This window comes from Enterobacter cloacae complex sp. 418I7 (assembly GCF_050030705.1).
Classification (GTDB): Bacteria; Pseudomonadota; Gammaproteobacteria; order Enterobacterales; family Enterobacteriaceae; genus Enterobacter; species Enterobacter intestinihominis.
Genome location: NZ_JBLGUU010000001.1, coordinates 500456 through 520467, shown reverse-complemented (window position 1 = coordinate 520467; position 20012 = coordinate 500456). Strand labels below are relative to the sequence as shown.

Genomic DNA, 20012 nt, shown 5'->3' with positions numbered 1-20012 from the left:
GCCTGACTACACCGTATCGTGCTGTAGCAGCCTGCAGCCGATACGGTCCACGGCGCTCAACAGTTCAAGCTGACCTTCCCGCTGATACAAAGACACTGCGTTAATGTCGATTGGTAACGGCCAGCATAGCGTTGAGATCGACACCAATGTCGACCCCTGACGGGTAATCGCAATAATCTTCAACCCTTTGCGCAGCGCGTTACGCGCCATTTCAATCAGCGACTGCGTCTCCCCGGATTTACTGATCAACACCAGCGTCCCCTTCGATACCCGCGTCAGCTGGTGCATGTCATTCAAAATAAGGTGCGGCAGGCTCGCCAGCGACAAAAAGCGCGACAGGTAGTTGAGGCTGGTGAGCGAGGCTCCCCGTGCGTACAGATAGATATGGCTGGAATGCGTAAGCAACCTGGCCATTTCTGTCACAATATCATCCGCCTGTGACCCCGTGTCGGGGGCGGCAGGTGCAGACGTAAAATGGTCGCGTAAAAAACGGTACCGAAGCTCGGTATAGCTTTTATAGCCCATTTTTTTACATACACGATTAACGGATGTTGTCGTGGTAAAGGTGTCACGGGCAATCTCTTTTGCCGATATATTAGAAATATTATATGCATGATGCTGAATGTATTCAAATATCAAACGCTCACTTCCCTGGAATGAATTCATCTATTACGCCCCGTTTAATCCCGAGATGATATTAACACAACAGAGAAATAGTCTCTGGAAGGCGCTTCACACATTGCATTTACGCGTATCATGATACGTAATTAGTATTAGCAAACATTAAAAACTGTTTTAGGTTCTCTTTATACTTCCCCTGTTTTCACATTCAGGGAATTATGACAATGACGAAACAAAAAGTTGTCGCGGTAACAGCCTGTCCAACAGGCATCGCACACACCTTTATGGCGGCAAATAAAATTATTGCATGGGCTAACGAGCACAATATTGAGGTAAAGGTCGAAACGCAGGGCAGCGATGGCGTTCAAAACCGCTTAACAAAACAGGATATCGCCTCCGCCACGGCCATTATTCTGGCAACCGACGTTCCCATTCAGGATGCCGAGCGTTTTGAAAACCTTCCTCACCTTCAAACCCGCACACAAGAGCTGATCAAACATACCGATCGCTATCTGCGTCGGGCGCTGGCCATGGAAAAAAACGTCACCACTGTCGCACAAGAAGACGATCTCCAGCGTTCGGCTTACCAGATTTTTATTGGCCATATTATGGCGGCCATCAGCTATATGCTGCCGGTCGTGGTGATGGGCGGGCTGATGATGGCGACGGCCAAAATTACCGGGCAGTTTATTAACATCGAACATTCGCCGTTCAGCGTGCTGGATAAAGTGGGCTTTATGACCATTAAGTTCATGTATCCCGTTTTTGCGATGTATCTGGCGTTTTCCATTGCTGGTAAACCCGCGCTTATCCCCGGGCTTATCGGCGGCATCATGTCAGACGAAGTCTATAAGCGCTTCTTTGATATCGAAGGCTTTATGCCATCCGGCTTTTTTGGTGCCATTGGTATCGGCTTTTTTGTGGGCTATCTGGTGCGCTGGCTCAATGATTCGATTCACGTCCATCAGCAGCTCACCACCATTAAAACCATGCTTGTCGTCCCACTCATCACCGGCATTACGCTGGTGATGGTCATGGAATATTTGATCAACCCGATTTTTGGCTCGCTTAACCAGCTGATGGTGGTCTTTTTTACCTCGGCAGGTGACACAGGACGCGGGTTCTATTCCGCGATGATCGCCGCAGGTACCGCGTTCGACCTGGGCGGTCCGGTCAACAAGGCGGCAGGCTCGGTCGCGCTCGGCCTGAATGGCATGAGCGAGACGTTTGATTTAACCGCCCGTGAACTCTCCATCGTGATCCCCTCCATCGGCGTCGGCTTTGCTGCGTTCCTCAACGGTCGCTTTGGATTACCGGATGTCTTTAGCCAGGAGGAGAAAACCGTCGGTAGCACCTCGTTGCTGCTGGGCGTGATTGGGATCTCCGAAGGCGCGATCCCGTTCATCCTGAAAAATCCACGTCTTATCCCGGTGTTCATGACCGGTGCCGTCACCGGCGCGCTGGTCGCTATTACCCTTGGCGTGAAGCAGACGCTGCCTCTGCCAGCCGTCTGGGGCTGGCCGCTGGCGACTAATGTAGCGGGCTACCTGGCGAGCGTCGTTATTGGCGCATTGATTTGCGCTCTGGGCGTGCTCTATGTCAGCCCAAAGAACGCCAGATAAGGGGAAGGTCATGAATCAGATCCACGTCATTGCTCATACGCACTGGGATCAGGAGTGGTATTTCACCCGCCAGGACAGCATGGTACTGGCGTCATATAACTTTGCGGACGTCATCGACACGCTGGAGCAGGACCCCGCTTACACCTGCTATCACCTTGACGGACAGATGGCGGTAGTGGAGGATTTTCTCGTCATCAATCCCGATTATCGCGCCAGGCTGGAAAAACTGGTCAGAGAAAAAAGGATCTTTGTAGGGCCGTGGTATACCCAGACGGACACCTACAACGTGCATGGCGAATCCATTATTCGCAATCTCAAGTACGGCATCTTCGCCGCCCGTAAGCTGGGGCACGCCATGCAGGTCGGGTATCTTCCGGACACCTTCGGCCACAATGCGCAAATGCCCACGATTTTGCAGGGCTGCAATATCGACAACATCGTCTTCTGGCGCGGCATCGATCACGACAGACAGGCGAAAAGCAGCCAGTTCCTGTGGCGGGCGCCGTCAGGTGCGACCGTTATCGCCTGCGCGATGGCATTCGGTTACGGCGCGGCTAAAAACATCTCTTCAGACGCGGGTCATTTGCAGGGAAAAATCTTCCCGATGGTCAATCTCCTGCGCTCGCGGGCCGGAATAAATGACCTGCTGCTGCCCTGCGGCGGCGATCAGGTCAGTATCGACCCGGCGCTGCCGAAAATTCTACAGATCGCCAGCGCACACTCCCCCAATGAAGACCGGTACGTTATCAGTTCGCTGGAGCGCTACGTCGACATTCTGCGCGCGCAGCGTGAACAGTTTGAACGCTGGGAAGGAGAGCTGAAATCGCCGCGCTATACCCGCATCCATAAAACGATCGGCTCCGTGCGCTACGACATCAAAAAGAAAAATGATGATGTTGAGCAGTTCATCCTGCGGCAGCTGGAGCCGACAATCGCCATGGCGCGTCATCAGGGGCTCCCAGTGAACCTCTCGGTGGTCGATACGCTCTGGAAGAAGCTGTTGCGAAGCCATGCCCATGACTCCATCGGCGGCTGTAATAGCGATACCACCAACCGCGACATTCTGCATCGTCTGGAACAAACCGAACAGCTGTGCCATAGCCTGTGGAATCTGGTGGTGAAAACCCTGGCCGCCGCCTGCGCTCAGGAAGGCGACCTGCTGATTTTTAACCCGCTGGCTACCCCAACGCAGCGCGTGGTGATAACCACCCTGTATAGCCGGGCTGATAATATCGCCCTGACGTATCAGGGGCTGCCCATCCCGTTCGACGTCCTGAAAAGGGATATTCTGCCCGGCGGAACGGCGATCTCCCTTACCGCCGAGGGCGAGTGCGAAACGGCCATTCCCCCTTATTACCGCTGGCACGTAGCGGTAAAGACACCGGTTCTGCCGCCGATCGGCTATCTCACCGTTAACGTTGTAGATGACCGTGCGCCTTTTCAGGAGCCTGAAAAGATAAAGGGCAGCGAGATTGAGAACGCGCATTATCGACTGTCGCTGGACGCCGGAACGCTTACCCTGGAAGACAAACGCAGCGGCAGACGCATCCCCTCTTTCTTTACTCTCGAAGACTGTGCTGATGCGGGCGACAGCTACGATTTTTCGCCACTTGCAGGCGACACACCGACGCGCTGTTCGCATTTTACGCTCGTCGACGGCGTGAAAACGAAGCTTGTCGAAAAGCTAACCGTCGAGGCCACAATGCTTCTTCCGCAGGATCTCGCCAGCCGTCAGGAAACGGCACGAACGCCGTTATCCATTCGTCTGGTCTGTGAATTACGCCATGACGATCCGAACCTGTATGTCGAGGCTTCGCTGGAAAACAGCCACTGCGATCACCGGCTACGTTTACTGATCGGCAGCGATATTCACACCCGTCACGCTATCGCCTCACTGCCCTTCGCAATCATCCAGCGCGAAACGGGATATGACGGTGAAAAATGGCAAGAACGCTATCGTGAGAAGCCCGTGGATATCGAAACCAGCGAGGGCATTATCGCTGTTACGGAACCGGGTAAAGCGCTGGTTGTGACTAGCCATGGCATGAAAGAATTTCAGATTATCGGCAGCGAACCAGCAGCTATTGCCCTGACGATGTTTAAATCGACGGGCGTGCTCGGACGCAGCGATCTCGAGTGGCGACCGGGTCGGGCCTCCGGCATCAATAATACGGTGGTTGAGACTCCTGATGCCCAGTTGCTGAAACCGTTGCACTTTTCATTCACCGTCGCGCTGGCCGACAACGCCGACCACCTCACGCTGCGCCAGCTGGAAAATCAGGCGGCTGGACAGCCTTTTTCCTATCAACCGCAAGCGTTACACACGCTCGATAGCCGTCTTGAGCGCTTTGCGTTGCGTCTGCCCGAACGCAGGCTTCCGGCAGAATTCTCGCTACTGACCTTGCCGGAGCCGCTCATCCTTTCCGCACTGCCCCATGCGCAGCAGTTGCATGGCACCGTCTTACGCGTATTTAACGCCGGGACACAGCCGGTTCCCGTTCCGACAAGTCTGGCGGGGCTTCGTCAGCTCAACTATCTGGAAGAGCCCGTGCAACCGGTAACAGCGATCTCACCTTCCGCAACCTGCGATTTTTTGATTGAGGCTTAATATGAACTTGCTGGCATTGACGCATCCCGATCGGGTGTTTATCAACCCGCCCCAACGTACGCCTGAAGCATTGATCCGCTGGCTCACCGAGCCGCTCGCCAGGCAGAATATCATCAACGATCGAGAGGCATTTATCGAAAGCGTTTTACAACGCGAAAGTGAAGGTCCTACCGCGCTGGGTGAAGCACTCGCCGTCCCGCACGGTAAAACCGAGGCGGTTCTACAGGCAGCATTTTGTCTGGCGCTCTTTGACGATCCGATATGCTGGCCGGGGCTGGAAGGTGATGAAGAGGTGAGAATGGTTTTCCTGCTCGCCATTCCGCCAGCGGAAGCAGGCAGTACGCATATGCAACTGCTGACGACGCTGACCAGCAGACTAACGGATGAGCGGGTGCGTGAGCAGCTTCTGGCGGCGCGCACCCGGGAAGAGGCATTGTCCGTCCTGAATGCTGAAGAACCGCCAGTACAGGACGATGGCCCCGATCGCTCCTTTCTCATCCCCGTGGTGCTGGGCAGTATTGCTACCGCAGCCTTTTTACAGGCAGGGTTGAGCTGGGTCTGCGGGGTGAGTTAATCGAGCAGCGCTCAGCACAGGCTCTGCTGAGCGCTTGTTTTTGTTGAATAATTAATCAGATTTTTCCTTCATGTCTTTACAATTGCCTCAGCGCCCGCCGTTTGTACTCTCGTCTTTTTACTTTGTCCTGCATCAAAAAAATCGCAAACATGTTTGATGCAAATCACTATATGTAGCACTTAAAATGCACGCCGACCCAACATCTTGTATTTATCGTCTACTATTCCAACAACAAGACGGCGCGAACGCTGGCCGGAATTGTGGATAACACGAGCTGGGCACGCGGGAAGTCTTTGCCTCGGCGAGGAATACGCCCGGTGAATACTTCTCCACCTCTGTGGATAACCTGTTTTTAAAATGGAGTGATCATGACACCGCATGTGATGAAACGTGATGGCTGTAAAGTGCCGTTTAAATCAGAGCGCATCAAAGAAGCCATTCTGCGTGCAGCTAAAGCAGCGGGAGTCGATGACGCAGATTACTGCGCCACCGTCGCAGAAGTCGTTAGCAGCCAGATGCACGAACGCAGCCAGGTGGATATCAACGAGATCCAGACCGCGGTTGAAAACCAGCTGATGTCTGGTCCGTACAAGCAGCTGGCGCGCGCCTACATTGAGTATCGTCACGACCGTGACGTCCAGCGTGAGAAACGCGGTCGCCTGAACCAGGAGATCCGCGGCCTGGTAGAGCAAACCAACTCGTCGCTGCTCAATGAAAATGCCAATAAAGACAGCAAAGTGATCCCGACCCAGCGCGACCTGCTGGCTGGTATCGTCGCCAAGCACTATGCCCGCCAGCACCTGCTGCCGCGCGATGTAGTCTCGGCGCACGAGCGCGGTGAGATCCACTACCACGATCTCGACTACTCGCCGTTCTTCCCGATGTTTAACTGCATGCTGATCGACCTGAAAGGCATGCTGACCCAGGGTTTTAAAATGGGTAACGCCGAGATTGAGCCGCCGAAATCCATCTCCACCGCGACGGCGGTCACGGCGCAGATCATCGCCCAGGTGGCGAGCCACATCTATGGCGGCACCACCATTAACCGCATCGATGAAGTGTTGGCCCCGTTCGTGACCGAGAGCTTCAACAAACACCGTAAAACGGCGGAAGAATGGCAGATCCCGGACGCCGACGGTTATGCCCGTTCCCGCACCGAGAAAGAGTGCTACGACGCGTTCCAGTCGCTGGAATATGAAGTAAACACGCTGCACACCGCCAACGGCCAGACGCCGTTTGTGACCTTCGGGTTTGGCCTCGGAACCAGCTGGGAATCACGCCTGATCCAGCAGTCTATTCTGCGTAACCGTATCTCCGGCCTCGGTAAAAACCGTAAAACGGCGGTGTTCCCGAAACTGGTGTTCGCCATTCGCGACGGCCTGAACCACAAGTTTGGCGATCCGAACTACGACATCAAACAGCTGGCGCTGGAGTGCGCGAGCAAGCGTATGTACCCGGACATTCTGAACTACGACCAGGTGGTAAAAGTCACCGGTTCGTTTAAAACGCCAATGGGCTGTCGCAGCTTCCTCGGCGTGTACGAAGATGAGAACGGCGAGCAGATCCACGACGGGCGCAACAACCTGGGCGTCATCAGCCTGAACCTGCCGCGCATCGCGCTGGAAGCCAAAGGTAATGAAGCGGCCTTCTGGGCGCTGCTGGATGAACGTTTACAGCTGGCACGTAAGGCGCTGATGACCCGCATCGCCCGCCTTGAAGGGGTGAAAGCCCGCGTCGCGCCAATTCTCTATATGGAAGGGGCCTGCGGCGTGCGCCTGAAGGCGGATGATGATGTGTCGGAGATCTTCAAAAACGGTCGCGCGTCGATCTCTCTCGGCTATATCGGCATTCACGAAACCATTAACGCGCTGTTTGGCGACAAGCACATCTATGACAACGACGCCCTGCGTGAGAAAGGTATCGCGATTGTGCAGCGCCTGCGCGATGCGGTAGACCAGTGGAAAGAGGAAACCGGCTACGGTTTCAGCCTGTACAGCACGCCGAGCGAAAACCTCTGCGATCGCTTCTGCCGTCTGGATACCGCCGAGTTCGGCATCGTGGAAGGGGTGACCGACAAAGGTTACTACACCAACAGCTTCCACCTCGATGTGGAGAAGAAGGTGAACCCGTACGACAAGATCGACTTCGAAGCGGCCTATCCGCCCATCGCGAACGGCGGTTTTATCTGCTACGGCGAGTACCCGAACATCCAGCATAACCTGAAGGCGCTGGAAGACGTGTGGGATTACAGCTATCAGCACGTTCCGTACTACGGAACCAACACGCCAATCGACGAGTGCTACGAGTGCGGCTTTACCGGTGAGTTCGAGTGTACCAGCAAAGGCTTTACCTGCCCGAAATGCGGTAACCACGATGCAGCCCGCGTCTCCGTGACCCGCCGCGTGTGCGGCTACCTCGGCAGCCCGGACGCCCGTCCGTTTAACGCCGGTAAGCAGGAAGAGGTGAAGCGCAGGGTGAAACATCTGGGAAATGGGCAGATCGGGTAATCCACTGCCACGTTAATGCCCGGTGGCGCTGCGCTTACCGGGCCTACGGACCGCTCTCTTTTGTAGGCCGGGTAAGCGCAGCGCCACCCGGCGTGGTTATTCGCGATGAACTATCACCAGTACTACCCCGTCGACATCGTCAACGGCCCCGGCACCCGCTGCACCCTGTTTGTATCAGGCTGCGTTCACGAGTGCCCCGGCTGCTATAACAAAAGCACCTGGCGCCTGAACTCGGGTATGCCGTTTACCGCTGAGATGGAAGACCGCATCATCAACGACCTGAACGACACGCGCATTAAACGTCAGGGGATCTCGCTCTCCGGCGGCGACCCGCTCCATCCGCAAAACGTGCCGGCGATCCTGAAGCTGGTAAAACGCATCCGCCGCGAGTGCGCGGGAAAAGACATCTGGGTCTGGACGGGTTATAAGCTGGATGAACTGAATGCGCAGCAGAAGGAAGTGGTGGATCTGATTAACGTCCTGGTCGACGGCAAGTTCGTGCAGGATCTAAAAGATCCTATGCTTATCTGGCGCGGCAGCAGCAACCAGGTTGTGCATCATCTGCGTTGAATGAAGGCGGATATCCTCTGTCCGCCTGAACGTCAAAACCGACTCACACTCTCCATTGCCTCAGCCTTAAACGCCGCAAAATCCTCGCACTGGCACAGGCGCGCCATCGCGCGTTCACGCAGGAAAGTGACAAAAATATCGTAAATCGCCATTGCCTCTTCGTACTCGCTTTTGCTGATGGCGAGCAGAAAAATGACATGGGCAGTTTCATCTCCCCACTGAATGCCCTGCGGCGCCAGCACGGTGTAGACCACCGTTTTTTGCGCCAGCAGGCCGAGGGAGTGCGGCAGCGCGATGCCGTCACCGAGCATAGTGCTGACGATAGCTTCACGCTCGATAACCGATTCCAGAAATTCCGCGCCGACAAAGCCTTCGCTTTCAAGCTGCCCACACAGTTCGCGGAACAGCGTTTGCTGGTCGAGAGGCTTGTCGAGAATAAGGAAATGGGCCGCGTCGAAGTATTTCTCCAGCATCCACGGGCGGGTACGGTCCACCAGCACCAGCTTGCCGATCTGCTCTAACTGATAATCGGTCGGGAACGGGGCGATTATCACCACCGGTTTGGATTTTTCGCTCACGCGAGCGGTGGAGATCACGAAGTCTTCGCCGATGGCATCGGCAAGTTCGTACTCGCGCAGGGTGAGCGTGCGCGTCACCTCAATCTGCGGGTATTTGCGCTGAAGCACCGCCTCGATCATGCGCACCATCGCGTTACCGGCGTCACATACCAGCAGCACGCGCGGCTGACGCTGGTAGCCGATGTTGTAGTGGCGCTCCAGACCGACACCGATATGCAGCACCAGAAAACCAATTTCGTTTTCGCTGATCACATACGGCGTGTATTTGCCCCAGCTCGACACCGCCGCGAGGGTCATATCCCACGCCATCGGGTAGTGCTGCTTGATGTTATCCAGCAGCGGATTGGGGATCATGATTTGATACCGCACGCGGGTAATCATGGTTTTGATGTGCGTGAGCAGATCTGCATGCAGTTGCTCGTCGCTCAACAGGTTGTAGTTATAGTGGGTGTTGATGTAGCGCAGGATATAGTTGACCAGGGCTTCGTCGTCGTCAGCATTAATGGCGCTGGGAGCGATCTCCTGGATCTGCCGCGCCGCAATGTGCACGCACAGCCAGCTCTCTTCCGATGGTGAAAGCGCCTTGCCCGCCAGCTCCTGGATAGCCACCGCAATATCTTTCGCCGCCTCGCGTACGTTCTCTTCCACGTCTTCAGCGTGGAATTCCGGCAGCGGATACCCCTCGCTGATGCGCCGCACCGACACCGCGCAGTACAGGCGCAGGAACAGCTCGCCTTCATCGGTCAGGCGAATGTGATGGCGCGTCAGCGCGTCGTGCAGGACAGGGACCATCTTTTCCGCCACGCCCGCGTTGAGCGCCACGTCGGTCACCAGCGGGTTCAGGCTATCCTGCTGCGCCAGCTCCCACAGGAGATCGGTCAGGCAGGCGCGGATCGCCATCTCGCTGCCAAACAGCTTCATGCCGTGGCGCGGGCGGGTTTCCAGCGTCAGGTTGTAACGGTGAAACCACTCGCGCACTTCCACCATGTCGCTCTGCAATGTGGCCCGGCTGACGAACCACTCATCGGCCAGATCCTCCAGCTTGAGGGAAAAGGCTGACGTCAGAAAACGCACCCCCAGATAGTGCACGCGCTCCGGTCCGGTTCGCGGAATACGCAGCGCGCGCGGGTGGGACGACTGCAATTGTTGATAGCGCACCACATCATTGATTTTGAGCTGATAGCCGTTGCCCCGGCTCAAAATGAACTGCGCGCCGTGGCTGGCCAGCAGCGCGTTCAGGGCGGTGATATCCGCCCGGACGGTTCGCGTGGAGACCGACAGCCGCTGCGCCAGCTCGTCCTGCGGCAGCGTCTCGTTTTGCAACAGATCGAAAAGTTGTGCTAAACGTTGGTTCGGAAATCGCACGTCGTTGTCCTCTTACTGCTCAGGGTGAAATGACCATCTGGGATGGGCTGCCGACCGGGGTATAGTCTGACTCGGCGCTCAGCTTGCCGTCCGGCGCCACGCGGAAACGGGTAATGTTGTCGCTGCGCTGGTTCATGACGTACAGCCAGCGCCCCTGCTTATCAAGCGTCAGGGTGCGCGGATAGTCGCCCCGCGTCCAGACATCGTCCTGATGCGTCAGCGTACCCTCCGCCGTTACGGTAAAGTGCCCGATGCTGTTATGCAAACGGTTAGCGACATACAGCTGTTTCCCGTCGGCGCTTAGCGCCAGCCCGGCAGCAAAACTGGTGCCTTTATAACCGTCCGGCAAGGCTGAAATCGTTTTACCCTCTTTCAGCCTGCCGTTGCTGTCCAGCGCATAATGGGTGAGCGTAGAGGCTTCTTCGTTAATCAGCCACAGGGCATCCCCCTTCGGCGTAAAGACGAAATGGCGCGGCCCGGCCCCTTTTGAGGAGGCGCGGATAAACGGCGGATCGTTCGGGGTCAGCTTTCCGGTTCGATCGTCAAAACGGTACTGATAGATGCGATCCAGCCCCAGATCGGTGGAAAAAACGTATTTCCCGCTCGGATCGGCGGCGATCATGTGCGCGTGAGGGCCGTTATGATCGCTGATGGCGAAACTGCCCTCGACGGCAGCTTCCGGCTTTGCCGCGCCCGGTTCGCCTTTGTCCTGATGGGTGTCCGTAGCATCGCCCAGGCTGCCGTCTGCGTTAACGGGCAGCACCGCGATCGATCCGCTGACGTAGTTCGCCACCAGCAAATGTTTGCCGTTCGGCGTCAGGGAAAGATACACCGGCCCCGCGCCGCCGGAGGCCACCTGATTCAGCTCGCTCAGCGCGCCGTTATCGCCTATTCGCAACGCCTGCACCACGCCCTGCTCCACCTCGCTTGCCAGGTAGAGCGTTTTGCCGTCGTGCGAGACGGTAAGCTGCGCAGCGTTCGGGAGTTGGCTCACCAGCGTTTTGTTATCTAGCGCGCCGGTTTGCGGGTCGACGGTAAAACGGTACAGCCCTTCGCCGTTGGGATTATAGGTACCCACCCAGGCGTATTGCGTCTGGGCGACAGCGGCGGTGGCGAGCATTGAGAGTGAAGCGACAAGCAGGGTACGGGTGTGCATGGTGGCTCCTTCGGGTGTGTGCGGTGTGTTTCCCCTCACCCTAACCCTCTCCCCAAAGGGGAGAGGGGACGATTACACCCTCTCCCCTTTGGGGAGAGGGCTGGGTGAAGGGCAGGTTCTACTTCACCAGCTTCTTCGTCATCTCCAGCAGCGTACGCACATCTTCCGGACGCGTGTCGCCGCTGGCTTTGTCGATAATCGAGCTGTAGATATGCGGGATGATTTTGCTCACGCCCGCGTCGAGGGCGATCTGCAGGATCTCCTCAAAGTTCTCCAGATCGATTCCCCCGGTCGGCTCCAGCCAGAAGTCGTGACGGGCGCAGGCTTCCGCCACCGCTTTATACTCGTCACGGCACTTGAGGCCGCCCATCGGGAAGTACTTGATTGAGCTTCCGCCAAAATCTTTCAGCAGGGCGATAGCGGTTTCAACCGGCACAATGCCGTCCGGCGCGTTGCTGCTCAGCGGGCCGGTGGAAATTTTAACCATGCCGACGGTACCGGTCGGGGAGACCAGGCCATTGACCACCGACTCATTCTGCCCCAGCAGCGCGCGGCTGGTGGCCACGCCGGTGAAGACCTGATTGACGTGCTGCGGCTGTACCTGGCGGGAGATTTCACTCACCATCGCCGACTGGTTCGGCTCGCCTGCGCCCAGCCCCACGGAGAGCGCGTTATCAATCAGGGCCGCATACTCACGCATATCCGCGACGGCGCTCGCCACGTCGGGGTAATTTTTGGAGAGCACGCCCACCAGCACATGACCTTCCGCCGCCTCGTAAATGGCGCTGGCGTTGGCTTTCGATCCTGCCAGCACGTTCAGGCAGACGCGGTCACGGTAAAAGTTGGGGGTCAGTTTCATGCTTTTTTCTCCTGTCCTAATACTTCGCTAATGCGGCGGTACACGATGTTTAGCTGGTCAGCATTCACGCTGCGCACATCCGCTTCGATAATCCCTTCGTTGGCTTTGTAGCCACGGAAGTAAACGGCGTATTCACCCTGCTTCAGCTTCGCCACCAGGTCACCCGTGCCGACGCCGGTGGTCGCTTCGTCAAACTTAATCTCGGTGCGCGCGATATCGCGACCCGCGCTGTCCCAGACCACGCGGGCGGTGACGCCGTTCAGGGTGTTGAGCGCGTCAATAAACGGCGTCATTTTCGCCACCATCTCGGCCCCGCTCTCCCTGGTGGCCGTCAGGTAGTGTTCGATGGCGCAGGTCAGGCCGAGGATCCCCTCTTTGCCCACCTTCATCGCGCGGCCAATGCCCGCCGTCTGGCGCTTCACCCACTCAACGTACTGGGTTTTGCCGATCACCAGGCCGCTGGTTGGGCCTTCAATCGCCTTCGCGCCGCTGTAGATCACCAGGTCCGCGCCGGAGCGGTAATAGGTATGCAGATCTTCTTCCGCCGCGGCATCAACGATCAGCGGCAGGTCGTGTTTACGCGCCACCACCGCCGCCTGCTCGACGCTGAGCATGCTTTTCTGTACGCAATGGTGCGATTTAATGTAGAGGATAGCCGCTGTACGCGGGGTGATCGCTGCCGCCAGCTGATCGGCAGAGCATTCGTTGGCGTAGCCCGCTTCCACCAGCCTGCCGCCACCCAGCGCTACCATGGTGCCTACCGGCGCGCCAAAGTTAACGTTGTGGCCTTTCGGCAGGACGATCTCGTTGTTCTCAATCGGTGTGACGTGCAGGTTTTCCAGCAGCCAGTCGCTGTCTTTCACCAGTACCGCCGCCACGGACTGGGCAATGCCCGCTGACGCGCAGGAGACCACCGTTGCGCCTTCCACCTCCAGCAACTTCGCGATGTATTCGCCGGTTTTATTGACCAGATCCTTTATCTCGAAATAGTGATTCATGCCGTCCATCGCCGCCTGCACCACTTCCGGGCGCGGCGTGGAGACACCCAGCGCCGTCATGCGGCCAGAGGTGTTGATAACCTGCTTTAAGTTGTACTTCTCATAAATCGAAGGCATGTTCCGTGCTCCCTTGTTCGGTCATGTAGCCCTTGCCCGCGCGGATCGCGGCAAGCGGCACCAGAATGTGTTCAGCCTGCAGGCTGTCGTTTTCAGCATCCGTCAGCACCGTCGGCTGGCGTTTAAGGGTGAACAGCGTCAGGTCAGCGTCGAGACCAGGCTGAATGCGGCCTTTGCGCGTCAGGCGCAGGCCGTCTGCGGCGTTGGCGGTGACGCAGTCAATCACCTGCGGCAATGACATGCCGATGGCGAGGAATTTCGACATCACGCTTGCCAGCGAGCCGACCGGGCCGTTGATGCGGTTGCGGCAGTAGATATCCGAGCTGATGGTGTGCGGCAGAATGCCCATCGCGATGGCGCGTTTCGCCACCTCAAAGCTGAAGCTCGCCGTGCCGTGGCCGACGTCCAGACGCACGCCGCGCTTCAGCGCAGACGTAATGGAGGCGCGCAGCTCGCCGGAGGGCGTCAGAATGCGGTTGGGCTTGCCGTTGTAGCAGTGGGTAATTATGTCGCCGGAGCTTAACAGCTCGGCAATCTCATCGAGGTTCGGCGGGTTGTTGCCGATGTGCACCATCAGCGGCAGGTCGCCATTCTCTTTTTGAATCGCTTTCGCGCGCTCCAGCGGGGTAATGCCGTTTTCACCGACCACGCTGCTGCTCATGCGCGCCTTCAGGCCGACGATAAAATCCGGGTAGCGCGTCACCGCCTGCTTCACCGCATCAGCATCAATATTGGTCATATTGGCCAGCTCGTTCTGGGCAATCAGCCCCACGCGGGAGATGTTCAGCAGGGCAAACACCTCGGTGGATGCTTTGCGGGTGATGGCGTAAAAATCATCCACGTCGTCGGCCCCGGTACTGCCCGCGTCCACCACGGTGGTGACGCCGGTGGCAATGCCCACGCTGTCCGGCTCGTCGTGGTAAATTGGGGAGTTCGGGTAGCAGTGGACGTGGGAGTCAATCCAGCCCGCGCTGACGAACACGACACCGTTAAGCTCAACCGTTTTACGAGCGGGAGCGTCAATTTGGCCTGTCGCGGCGATCTTCCCGTCCTGAATGGCGATATCGGTCAGGGTATCGTCGGCGAGGCGCGCACGGCGCAGGAGTAGATCAAACATGGGGTTCTCCTGATAAGGCGGGCACCGAAGCGCCCGCAGGTATTAAAGGGCGACCGGGAACAGCCAGCCCAAAATCATTGCGCCGAGGATGGCGCCACCGGTAATCGGCTTCTGCCAGATGTAGAACAGCAGCGCGCCCACCAGGGAACCGACGCCGATTGGAATGGAGGCGGTCATGGCGCTGAGGATAATCAACGGCCCGAGGAAGCGGCCGGAGGCGTTACCCGCGCCCATCATCACGTCTGCACCGTAGGTGGAGTTACTCTGGTTGATGGTGAACTTACGCGCCAGGATGATGACGTAGCCAATCGCCAGACCAATCACCAGGCCGGTAATCAGCGAGGCAATAAAGTTGGTCACCGGGAACATGATCCCCGCGCCCAGCAGCAGCGCCGGTACGCCGAGGCCCACGCCGGTCTGGATCGCCCCGCCGATGTCGAGAATCCCGACCAGCGACCCTTCGATGATACGGGCGAACAGGAAGCTTGCGCCGAACGCCGCCACCGCGCCGTAAACGCCGGTATCGATTCCCGCTTTCAGCATTGCCACGAAGGCCACTTCGTTAAACGCGCCGATACCGTAGAGGTAGTACATGTGCGTCCCGGCGAAGACGCCGGAGGAGAGCAGGCCAACGAAGATCGGGAACGACCAGTCGGCATACCAAAAACCTTTATTCTGTTCCATTTAGAGGCTCCTGTTATTTACCGCTGAGCGAGTTGTGGATCATGTCGAGCCAGTTCGGCACGGTCAGATGGAAGGATTCGATCATCTTCATGTCGAAGCCGCGGAAGAAGCCGCTCAGCACAAACAGCAGGACGATCGCCGCCATCATCACTTTGGTGACGTGGTTCCAGCCGCTCTCTTCCACGCCTTTACCGATCAGGATCCCCAGCACCAGACCCGGCACGGCGTTACCCATGATCAGCTGCGCTGCGCCGCCAAAGATGGTGGCCCAGAAGCCCGATTTTTTACCCGCGTCGATGGCTGCCAGCCAGAAGATCACCGGCATCACGGTGTTGACCAGCAGGTTCGCGGCAGGCACCAGCACCTTCACGGCGGTGACCTGAAGCGCAGCCGGAACGGAGGAGGCGGTCAGGTTAAGGAAGGTCACGACAATCATGCCGATAATGCCGCAGGCAATCGCCATTTTGCGCGGGTCATGCAGCGTTTCACCGACGTTACGGTTTTTGATCATCAGTGCAGCAGCACCCCAGTTCGGGATGATGCGGTGGTCAACGTCCTGTGTGAAGGCACCTGCGGCCACGGAAGAGGCCCAGGCGTTAAAGAAGAAACCTAACCCAAAGGAGAAGTGGGACGCCGGATCCCCTTCACAGGAGTTCAGTTCCCCCAATGTACGAAACGCGCCCATACCCTGAGTGGTAGGCGCATGAAACATGCGTGCAGCCCCGGCTCCAACACCGACGCCAACCAGGCCGCCAATGATGAGCGATTTTATTAATATAATTAAGAACATCAGTCTGCCCTTTTATGAATAATCAGCGTTGCGTGACGAAATCCACCTGGTCGAGATTGATGGCGGTCACGTTGACGGTCACATCCAGCTCCACGCTGTAGGTGCGTCTTTCCCGACGCAGAAAGAAGAACAAAAACGCTTCTTTTCGCACCGCTTCTTGCGCCTGAACAACCTGCACATCCTGTGGCTCAATACGCAGTAAGATATGCGGTGAGGCTTTCATCACCGCGGCCTGTACGTGGTTGAGGGCGTCGGCAAAGGCGCGCGCTTTGGCATCGCCCTTCCCCTTCACTCTCACCGTGGTCGTGAACTGTTCTTTCATGCTTACGCGCCGTATTTCTTCTGCCACGCCTGTACCAGACGCTCGCCCAGCTCTTCTTTATCCATAAAGCCAAAGCCCAGCACGTTGCAGCCTTCGTTGATAGCGGTCACCCCCTCATCCACGGAGCGCATGCCGTATTTGGCCTTGTAGCCGTATTTGGTCTGGGCGGTGATGGCACCCGCGCCGCCGCTGCCGCAGAACGAGATCCCGAAGGTGGCGTTTTCTGCTTTCATCACGTCACCGAGCTTCATATCCGCTGCCATGCCCGGTACGACAACCGCGCGTCCGCCGGCTTTTTCCACACCCGCAGCCACTTTCTGACCTTTACCCAGGCGATCGCCAATCACGACTGTAATCTGTTCCATGTGTTGCTCCTTAAAGGTTGTCTTTCGCGACTTCGAAGTGAACGGAGAGCAGCCAGGCTTCTTCATCAGGAAGATTGCCAAACTGCGCTACCACTTCACGGGCAAGTTGCATTGAATCTGGTGAAATTTCGTCGAACAGCTCTGCTTCAACCTCCGGCAGCGGCTCGCCGGTCACAGACCGGTGCGCCATTGCGCGAACGTGGGAGGTCAGCATCTGCTCCTGTACCGCGTTGGGGATGATGTTGTGCCGGGCCAGCAGGGCGTAGACCTGCTGAAGCATGGTGTTCGCGAGCTGTTCTGTTTGCACCGCCTGTTCCCCAACGTCGTTCATTACCGCTCCGTTAATCACTCGTCTTACCCCGTTAATGGCTCTGGAATAAAACTAACGTCGAGGGGGCGTTGTTTGTAGCGAGTTGTTTTCCACTTCGAAGTGGAAAGGCGAGCCGCGGCAGTGATCTGTGCCACATAAATGCGGTGAATCTGGATTAATCGCTGGATTTACGTGATGAATATCACGCTATTACGCGGCACTAAACAGGTAAGCGGAGTGGAAAAGATTACGAGCAGGCTCGTAGAAATGTGATGTGGATAAGGTTTTCTTATGGGGAGGGAGAAGAGTGTGAGCGGGGATGCTTAACGCACCCCGCTCATCCAGACTATCAACGATACTTTTTGTGATACGCGTTGCGGGTCGCCGCAAACTGGTCGGCTGCCGCCTGGGCTTCCTTCACTTTGCCTTCGTTCGCCAGCTTCAGCGCGCCGTCGATCTGGCCGACCAGCACGTCAAAACCGTGGCGGTAGTCTTTCATCTCGGCGCTGTCCGCCGCTTTGCTTTCCAGCTTCGGCGGCGTCGCTTTTTGCGCATCCAGCGCCGCTTCACGCATTTTGGTCAGTGCGTCTTTCATCTCCGCCGCATCGTCGGTTTTCTGCACCACCTTCAGGTTTTGACTGAGGATGTCCATGTTGTCTTCAAGATCGGCAGCAAACGCAGATGAACCAAGAACCAGCGTTGAAGCCGCGACGATCGCTAACAGGTGTTTACGCATTGCTCACTTCCTTTTTTATTATAAATCACGCTTTTACGGGGATTATTGCCCGGCGATTTTCATCTCCGGCAGTAATACAGAACCACACTGAATATTGCTGCGTGTTTCAATATCGTTACCGACCGTAACAATATTGCGCCACATGTCCTTGAGGTTGCCGGCGATGGTGATTTCGCTCACCGGATACTGAATTTCACCGTTTTCCACCCAGAAGCCCGCTGCGCCGCGAGAGTAGTCGCCGGTGATACCGCTCACGCCCTGCCCCATCAGCTCGGTGACCACCAGACCGGTGCCCATCTCTTTCAGCATCTGTTCAAAATTCAGGCCCTGCCCGGCAATGCGCCAGTTATGAATGCCGCCCGCGTGCCCGGTGCTTTTCAGCCCCAGCTTACGCGCGGAGTAGTTGGTCAGCAGCCACTGGGTCAGAATGCCGTCTTTAACGATATCCCGGCGCTCCGTGCGCACGCCTTCGCTGTCGAACGGCGTGGAGGCCAGCCCTTTCAGCAGGTGCGGGTGCTCTTCGATGGTCAGCCATTCCGGCAGGATCTGCTTGCCCAGCGAGTCGAGCAGGAAGGTCGATTTACGGTACACCGAACCACCCGCAATCGCCCCCACCAGATGACCAAACAGACCGGTTGCCACTTCGTTGGCAAAAATGACCGGGGCTTTCATGGTGGAGAGTTTACGCGGCGAGAGGCGTGACAGCGTACGTTCGGCGCACTCTTTTCCCACCCACTCCGGAGACTGCAAATCCCCCAGCGCGCGGCCAATGGTATACGCGTAATCACGCTCCATATCGCCGTTCTCTTCGGCGATCACGCAGCTGGAAAGCGAGTGGCGGGTTGAGCAGTACCCCTGCAACATGCCATGGGAGTTACCAAACACTTTGATGCCGTAGTGGCTGTTAAAGCTGCCGCCTTCGGTATTGGTGATGCGTTTGTCAGCCTGCAAAGACGCCTGCTCGGCGCGCGAGGCCAGCTCAATGGCTTCATCCGGGGTCACTTCCGCCGGATGGAACAGATCGAGATCCGGCGCGTCAAACGCCAGCAGCTCTTTATCAGCCACGCCAGCGTAAGGATCCGGGGAGGTGTACCGCGCGATATCCAGCGCCGCCTGTACTGTACGGGCGATAGCATCCGGGCTGAGATCGGTAGACGACGCGCTGCCTTTGCGATTCTGGTGATACACCGTGATCCCCAGCGCGCCATCGCTATTAAATTCTACATTCTCCACTTCGCCATAGCGGGTGCTCACGCTAATGCCGGTGGTTTTGCTGACCGCCACTTCGGCGCCATCTGATTTACCTGAAGCGAGCATCAGCGCGGTGGAGACGGCTTCTTCCAGGATCTTACGCTGCGCTTCAACTTGTGAGGTTACTTTCATCGCAAATGCCATACTGTAAGAGAGAGTTAAGTGAAGTCTAACAGAGAACCGTTTTTCAGTGCGCGTCTTAACTGGTAACATTAGCCTCTTTTTTTAAGGAGCCTGACATGACTAAGCAGCCCGAAGACTGGCTCGACGACGTTCCCGGTGATGACATCGAAGACGAAGATGATGAGATCATCTGGGTCAGTAAAAGTGAAATTAAACGTGACGCCGAAGAGTTAAAACAGCTTGGCGCAGAAATGGTAGAACTGGGTAAGAACGCGCTGGATAAGATCCCGCTCGACCAGGATCTGCGTGATGCCATTGAACTGGCACAGAAAATCAAGAAAGAAGGGCGTCGCCGCCAGCTTCAGCTTATCGGGAAACTGCTGCGTCAGCGCGATGTTGAGCCGATCCGTCAGGCGCTGGATAAACTTAAGAACCGCCACAACCAGCAGGTTGCGCTGTTCCATAAGCTGGAGCAGATCCGCGACCGTCTGATCGAGCAAGGTGATGACGCGGTACCTGAAGTGCTGAACCTGTGGCCGAATGCCGACCGCCAGCAGCTGCGTTCTTTGATCCGTAACGCGAAGAAAGAGAAAGAAGGGAATAAGCCGCCGAAGTCTGCGCGTCTGATTTTCCAGTATCTGCGCGAGCTGTCTGAGAACGAAGAGTAAACCCCTCACCCCAGCCCTCTCCCCAAAGGGGAGAGGGAGAAGAGATAATGTAGGCCCGGGAAGCGCTAACG

19 protein-coding genes are annotated in these 20012 nt (G+C 57.0%); 6 read left to right on the top strand and 13 right to left on the bottom strand.

Annotation, left to right across the window (positions count from 1 at the left end; translation table 11 throughout):
* Window positions 1-6: 6 nt before the first annotated feature.
* Window positions 7-666: a MurR/RpiR family transcriptional regulator gene (locus ACQG0S_RS02525; protein WP_048966079.1), complete on the bottom strand. Its 660-nt coding sequence runs from the start codon at window positions 664-666 to the stop codon at window positions 7-9.
* A 179-nt stretch (window positions 667-845) separates the two neighbouring features.
* Between ACQG0S_RS02525 and ACQG0S_RS02520 the strand changes: the two genes are divergently transcribed.
* The 5 genes from ACQG0S_RS02520 (at window position 846) to nrdG (ending at window position 8502) form a co-directional block, all read left to right on the top strand.
* Window positions 846-2243, top strand: coding sequence for a PTS fructose transporter subunit IIC (locus ACQG0S_RS02520; RefSeq protein WP_074142844.1), 1398 nt, complete (start codon window positions 846-848; stop codon window positions 2241-2243).
* Between the two features lie 10 nt (window positions 2244-2253).
* Window positions 2254-4851, top strand: coding sequence for a glycoside hydrolase family 38 C-terminal domain-containing protein (locus ACQG0S_RS02515; protein WP_048966080.1), 2598 nt, complete (start codon window positions 2254-2256; stop codon window positions 4849-4851).
* 1 nt (window position 4852) lies between these two features.
* Complete coding sequence (locus ACQG0S_RS02510; RefSeq protein ID WP_032621401.1) at window positions 4853-5425, top strand: PTS sugar transporter subunit IIA; 573 nt, start codon at window positions 4853-4855, stop codon at window positions 5423-5425.
* Between the two features lie 368 nt (window positions 5426-5793).
* Window positions 5794-7932 (top strand): anaerobic ribonucleoside-triphosphate reductase, encoded by a 2139-nt coding sequence (gene nrdD / locus ACQG0S_RS02505; protein WP_022646868.1) that lies wholly within the window; start codon window positions 5794-5796, stop codon window positions 7930-7932.
* 105 nt (window positions 7933-8037) lie between these two features.
* Window positions 8038-8502 (top strand): anaerobic ribonucleoside-triphosphate reductase-activating protein, encoded by a 465-nt coding sequence (gene nrdG / locus ACQG0S_RS02500; RefSeq protein WP_022646867.1) that lies wholly within the window; start codon window positions 8038-8040, stop codon window positions 8500-8502.
* A 32-nt stretch (window positions 8503-8534) separates the two neighbouring features.
* On the opposite strand, the gene ACQG0S_RS02495 is transcribed toward nrdG, so the two are convergent.
* From ACQG0S_RS02495 to pmbA, 12 genes are all read right to left on the bottom strand, one after another.
* Window positions 8535-10445 (bottom strand): BglG family transcription antiterminator, encoded by a 1911-nt coding sequence (locus ACQG0S_RS02495; RefSeq protein ID WP_426749976.1) that lies wholly within the window; start codon window positions 10443-10445, stop codon window positions 8535-8537.
* Window positions 10446-10464: 19 nt separating this feature from the next.
* Window positions 10465-11601 carry a lactonase family protein gene (locus ACQG0S_RS02490; protein ID WP_048965764.1) on the bottom strand — a complete coding sequence of 379 codons (1137 nt, stop codon included), beginning with the start codon at window positions 11599-11601 and terminating at the stop codon, window positions 10465-10467.
* Between the two features lie 118 nt (window positions 11602-11719).
* Window positions 11720-12460 carry a 2-dehydro-3-deoxy-phosphogluconate aldolase gene (gene dagF, locus ACQG0S_RS02485; protein WP_048966056.1) on the bottom strand — a complete coding sequence of 247 codons (741 nt, stop codon included), beginning with the start codon at window positions 12458-12460 and terminating at the stop codon, window positions 11720-11722.
* The gene (locus ACQG0S_RS02480) at window positions 12457-13575 is read right to left on the bottom strand and encodes a DgaE family pyridoxal phosphate-dependent ammonia lyase (protein ID WP_048966057.1); all 1119 of its coding nucleotides are present in this window, start codon (window positions 13573-13575) and stop codon (window positions 12457-12459) included. Before ACQG0S_RS02480 ends, dagF begins: the two co-directional genes overlap by 4 nt.
* Window positions 13559-14692, bottom strand: a complete 1134-nt coding sequence (locus tag ACQG0S_RS02475; RefSeq protein WP_048966058.1) for an amidohydrolase/deacetylase family metallohydrolase — start codon at window positions 14690-14692, stop codon at window positions 13559-13561. The genes ACQG0S_RS02480 and ACQG0S_RS02475 overlap by 17 nt, the downstream gene beginning before the upstream one ends.
* Before the next feature lie 42 nt (window positions 14693-14734).
* A complete protein-coding gene (locus tag ACQG0S_RS02470) occupies window positions 14735-15376 on the bottom strand; it encodes a DUF4310 family protein (protein ID WP_003856081.1) in 642 nt (213 codons plus the stop codon).
* Between the two features lie 13 nt (window positions 15377-15389).
* The gene (locus ACQG0S_RS02465) at window positions 15390-16166 is read right to left on the bottom strand and encodes a DUF4311 domain-containing protein (protein WP_006810337.1); all 777 of its coding nucleotides are present in this window, start codon (window positions 16164-16166) and stop codon (window positions 15390-15392) included.
* Between the two features lie 22 nt (window positions 16167-16188).
* A complete protein-coding gene (locus ACQG0S_RS02460) occupies window positions 16189-16488 on the bottom strand; it encodes a DUF4312 family protein (RefSeq protein WP_006810338.1) in 300 nt (99 codons plus the stop codon).
* Window positions 16489-16490: 2 nt separating this feature from the next.
* Window positions 16491-16853 (bottom strand): SFCGS family glycine-rich protein, encoded by a 363-nt coding sequence (locus tag ACQG0S_RS02455; protein ID WP_006810339.1) that lies wholly within the window; start codon window positions 16851-16853, stop codon window positions 16491-16493.
* A 10-nt stretch (window positions 16854-16863) separates the two neighbouring features.
* Entirely contained in the window at window positions 16864-17202 is a 339-nt protein-coding gene (locus ACQG0S_RS02450; protein ID WP_026080657.1) for a PRD domain-containing protein, read from the bottom strand.
* Window positions 17203-17512: 310 nt separating this feature from the next.
* Complete coding sequence (gene cybC, locus ACQG0S_RS02445) at window positions 17513-17899, bottom strand: cytochrome b562 (RefSeq protein WP_022646861.1); 387 nt, start codon at window positions 17897-17899, stop codon at window positions 17513-17515.
* Between the two features lie 42 nt (window positions 17900-17941).
* The gene (pmbA, locus tag ACQG0S_RS02440; protein WP_023299182.1) at window positions 17942-19294 is read right to left on the bottom strand and encodes a metalloprotease PmbA; all 1353 of its coding nucleotides are present in this window, start codon (window positions 19292-19294) and stop codon (window positions 17942-17944) included.
* 95 nt (window positions 19295-19389) lie between these two features.
* Between pmbA and yjgA the strand changes: the two genes are divergently transcribed.
* The gene (yjgA, locus tag ACQG0S_RS02435; RefSeq protein WP_003856072.1) at window positions 19390-19941 is read left to right on the top strand and encodes a ribosome biogenesis factor YjgA; all 552 of its coding nucleotides are present in this window, start codon (window positions 19390-19392) and stop codon (window positions 19939-19941) included.
* Window positions 19942-20012 lie beyond the last annotated feature (71 nt).

Excerpts from the sequence above, each read along its gene's own strand:
- ACQG0S_RS02525 (WP_048966079.1), bottom strand. The coding sequence starts at position 666 with ATGAATTCATTCCAGGGAAGTGAGCGTTTGATATTTGAATACATTCAG.
- ACQG0S_RS02520 (WP_074142844.1), top strand. The coding sequence starts at position 846 with ATGACGAAACAAAAAGTTGTCGCGGTAACAGCCTGTCCAACAGGCATC.
- ACQG0S_RS02515 (WP_048966080.1), top strand. The coding sequence starts at position 2,254 with ATGAATCAGATCCACGTCATTGCTCATACGCACTGGGATCAGGAGTGG.
- ACQG0S_RS02510 (WP_032621401.1), top strand. The coding sequence starts at position 4,853 with ATGAACTTGCTGGCATTGACGCATCCCGATCGGGTGTTTATCAACCCG.
- nrdD (WP_022646868.1), top strand. The coding sequence starts at position 5,794 with ATGACACCGCATGTGATGAAACGTGATGGCTGTAAAGTGCCGTTTAAA.
- nrdG (WP_022646867.1), top strand. The coding sequence starts at position 8,038 with ATGAACTATCACCAGTACTACCCCGTCGACATCGTCAACGGCCCCGGC.
- ACQG0S_RS02490 (WP_048965764.1), bottom strand. The coding sequence starts at position 11,601 with ATGCACACCCGTACCCTGCTTGTCGCTTCACTCTCAATGCTCGCCACC.
- dagF (WP_048966056.1), bottom strand. The coding sequence starts at position 12,460 with ATGAAACTGACCCCCAACTTTTACCGTGACCGCGTCTGCCTGAACGTG.
- ACQG0S_RS02480 (WP_048966057.1), bottom strand. The coding sequence starts at position 13,575 with ATGCCTTCGATTTATGAGAAGTACAACTTAAAGCAGGTTATCAACACC.
- ACQG0S_RS02475 (WP_048966058.1), bottom strand. The coding sequence starts at position 14,692 with ATGTTTGATCTACTCCTGCGCCGTGCGCGCCTCGCCGACGATACCCTG.
- ACQG0S_RS02470 (WP_003856081.1), bottom strand. The coding sequence starts at position 15,376 with ATGGAACAGAATAAAGGTTTTTGGTATGCCGACTGGTCGTTCCCGATC.
- ACQG0S_RS02465 (WP_006810337.1), bottom strand. The coding sequence starts at position 16,166 with ATGTTCTTAATTATATTAATAAAATCGCTCATCATTGGCGGCCTGGTT.
- ACQG0S_RS02460 (WP_006810338.1), bottom strand. The coding sequence starts at position 16,488 with ATGAAAGAACAGTTCACGACCACGGTGAGAGTGAAGGGGAAGGGCGAT.
- ACQG0S_RS02455 (WP_006810339.1), bottom strand. The coding sequence starts at position 16,853 with ATGGAACAGATTACAGTCGTGATTGGCGATCGCCTGGGTAAAGGTCAG.
- cybC (WP_022646861.1), bottom strand. The coding sequence starts at position 17,899 with ATGCGTAAACACCTGTTAGCGATCGTCGCGGCTTCAACGCTGGTTCTT.
- pmbA (WP_023299182.1), bottom strand. The coding sequence starts at position 19,294 with ATGGCATTTGCGATGAAAGTAACCTCACAAGTTGAAGCGCAGCGTAAG.
- yjgA (WP_003856072.1), top strand. The coding sequence starts at position 19,390 with ATGACTAAGCAGCCCGAAGACTGGCTCGACGACGTTCCCGGTGATGAC.